This is a genomic window from Sphingomonas sp. IW22, from assembly GCF_041321155.1.
Lineage (GTDB): Bacteria > Pseudomonadota > Alphaproteobacteria > Sphingomonadales > Sphingomonadaceae > Sphingomonas.
In genome coordinates, this window is the sequence record NZ_JBGGWB010000042.1 from 1 (window position 1) to 1,091 (window position 1,091).

A 1,091-nucleotide genomic window follows, 5' to 3' on the forward strand; every position below is an offset into this window, starting at 1 on the left:
AAAAAAAAAATTTCCGGTGAGGCGGATTTGAACCACCGACCTAAGGATCTCTGCCACCACTACAGTCCTCCGCTCTACCAACTGAGCTATCACCGGGATATGTCATTCCATATTTTCATACCTTTTAATGAAATATGGACCATTTCTGCTAAAATCTTTCAAACTACTTAGAAAGATGATTCTCGTTATATGTTTTACTATGGAAAATGTAAAACTTTACATGACTCGATAATGTTGGCAAAAATTCCGGTGAGGCGGATTTGAACCACCGACCTAAGGATCTCTGCTACCACTACAGTCCTCCGCTCTACCAACTGAGCTATCACCGGCATGTTGGAATTTATATTTCCACACTCATCAATCACTTTGGGTATATTTATCAAAATCCACATCTTCTCAAGACTACTAATAGAAATGTTAGTATGGCACTACATGATCCTACCATATTTTTTTAAATTTAAATTTATTTACCACATCAATATTACTGATTAATTATCAAGTAATATCTTTCCATTATTTGTTTCATCAATGATGAACGTGCTTTGCAGTTAGAGAAAGTAATCTGTAATTGAAAATTAACTTGTTTAAATGGAGCTAAAGTGTATTTAAGTTTACCAACACACGGTTATTAGAGATTTATCTCTCAAGAAATGCAAAATAAACTTTTCATTTAAAGCGCCAACAAATCAGTTTATGTGTAACCGAGTAAATTTTTCTCTGAACTAATTTTGATCTTTCAAATTTTTTTGAAGGTTCAAAAGATATGATGATACATGTTGCGCATCTTTTGCGACAAGGGATTAAATTCTCTTAAACATACTGATATGTAGTTCCTCAATTCAATGAAATGAAAAAAACAATATTCTCTGACTTTTTTAAAACTTGTACATCATCATATCTTGTGTTATTTGAAAACCATTAAACATTACAATAAACTTCAACTTTTGAAATATGTATCAATCATATGTTTTATTCTTTGAAAACATTGATTCTATAAACATATTAACGTGATGAATGTAAGAAAAAAAAAATTTCCGGTGAGGCGGATTTGAACCACCGACCTAAGGATCTCTGCCACCACTACAGTCCTC

At 32.5% G+C, this 1,091-nt stretch carries 2 tRNA genes; both read right to left on the reverse strand.

Annotated features, from left to right (window positions below):
- Window positions 1-12: 12 nt before the first annotated feature.
- Window positions 13-96, reverse strand: a tRNA-OTHER gene (locus tag ACAX61_RS19590).
- A 149-nt stretch (window positions 97-245) separates the two neighbouring features.
- A tRNA-OTHER gene (locus tag ACAX61_RS19595) sits at window positions 246-329 on the reverse strand.
- Between the last annotated feature and the right edge of the window lie 762 nt (window positions 330-1,091).